This is a genomic window from uncultured Nostoc sp., from assembly GCF_964245445.1.
GTDB lineage: Bacteria > Cyanobacteriota > Cyanobacteriia > Cyanobacteriales > Nostocaceae > Nostoc.
Map to the genome: position 1 here is coordinate 5,904 of NZ_CAXTNE010000366.1, position 411 is coordinate 6,314.

Below are 411 nucleotides of genomic sequence, written 5' to 3' on the forward strand. Positions count from 1 at the left end.
AATAGTCAAAATTTATTTAATAACCCAGAAATCACAGATTTGTCCGTTGGTCTTCTAGACAACACACCTGATCTAACTGGAGATAATAGTCAAAATTTATTTAATAACCCAGAAATCACAGATTTGTCCGTTGGTCTTCCAGACTTACCACAGGATATAACTGGAGATGATGGTCAAGGTTTATTTAATAACGCAGAAATTATAGATTTAATCGGTAGTTTTAGAGATAACACACAGTATGTAACTGGAGATGTTGATCGAGATGGTGATGCTGATTTAATTGAACTTTGGCAAGATGGAGGAGTATTCAAGTCTACAAGTTGGATTAATGATGGTCAAGGTTCATTTAATAGCTCAGTAATCACAGATTTTGTCGGTAGCTTTAGAGATAACACACAGTATGTAACTGGA

1 protein-coding gene is annotated in these 411 nt (G+C 34.8%); it reads left to right on the top strand.

Going from position 1 to position 411, the window contains the following annotated elements; genetic code table 11:
- Nucleotides 1-411, top strand: a 411-nt coding sequence (locus ACFE90_RS34890; protein WP_375506846.1) for a hypothetical protein, incomplete at both ends; no start/stop codon positions are given.